Here is a 1,373-nt window from a genome sequence, read left to right on the forward strand (position 1 = left end):
GGTGAAACAGCCGATCATTATGATCCTTTTGAAGCAGCACCTCTTTAAAATCTTCATGACGATTGGTTCGATATCGCAATTTGACCGTTTTGACGGACTGATCATCCTGCACATCTGCTCTCATTTCAATGCCTTCAGTTGGTTTTATCGGTTGATTGTCTGTCATATCTTCAATCACAGGTTTATGAACATCTTGTGATATTTCTTTTTTTTCAGTTGGAATTTGTGCTTTTAACACTTTTCCGGGTGTCGGCTCTTCCTCCACTTTCGAGATCAGCTTCATTTGTGTCGTACCATCCATTGGATACTTGAACAGTAACGATCTGTGCTCGTTAAACAATGAAGGCTTTAAACGATAGGATGCCGACGATACATCTTCTCCTATATTTGTTGTGATAGAAACAAGGCGGGATTTAGAATTGGACAATCCTTTACTCTCAATGACCGATAGATGCTCGCCCTCTTTTAAATGACTTTTGTACATCGCATTAAAATCCGCTACCGTTAAATGCTCCTGTCCTTTTTTTCTAAGCCAAAATACGTACGGTTTTCCAGGAGAAATGGTGATCGGACTTGTGTGGAATGAATATATATCATCCATCTCCACGCCTTGCGCTGGATTGCGATAGCGAAGCTGATAATGTCGAAGTGAAATGGGTGCATGTGTTGTGTTATACACCTCGATGAATTCAAAAGCATCCTTGCCTTTGCGGTTTTTTGAATTCACCACGATTTCTGTCATCAATAGCTCAGGAATTTGTGAGAGATCCTCTTCAAATCCGTTTAAGTGAACAGCTTGTTCGGTTGTTTTGATGACAGACTTCTGCGTCAGGAATTCTGTATAGTAATGAACTGTTGGATTCCACAATTGATCTGTCGGGATTTTCGCTGTAAATTCTGGTTTCATCCCCGGCAATCGTTCCATTGGGATCAATCGATATCCCAGTTCATCACTCTGTTTATAGTACAAGTTTGCAGACAAAATTTGCTCTGACTGACTAATAGATGCCCGAAATTGAAGATCACGTTTTTTTCCTTGAACCGGACGTACATCTACTTGAAATTGATCAAAGATAAAAGGTGAAAAGGGCTTATTTCGTATGTTCACTTGTGTTTGTGTCAAAGATCCTGCTGAAGCAGGCTGACTGAAACAAAAAAGAATGCTCAAAAAAAGCAAAAGAATGATTTGTCTGCTCACATTCACCATCGTGCACCGCCTCCCTTCGGATATTGTGTCTCCTGAAGACGGTTTTTATGACAGATGGAACGGGGAAACGATATAAATTCACACAAAAAAACCGTTAGCTTTTTTTCGCTAACGGTTCCACGATTCCTTTCTGTATGAGCAGATGGAAAATGGATAAAATGACAGC

Annotated in this window: 1 protein-coding gene; it reads right to left on the bottom strand. The window is 40.3% G+C overall.

Annotated elements, in window-relative coordinates; translation table 11 throughout:
* Window positions 1-1,207: lamin tail domain-containing protein (locus V7659_RS31860; protein ID WP_335543961.1), on the bottom strand; the 1,207-nt coding region annotated here is incomplete at its 3' end.
* Window positions 1,208-1,373: the final 166 nt, after the last annotated feature.

The organism is Neobacillus drentensis, assembly GCF_036966985.1.
GTDB classification, from domain to species: Bacteria; Bacillota; Bacilli; order Bacillales; family Cytobacillaceae; genus Neobacillus; species Neobacillus drentensis_E.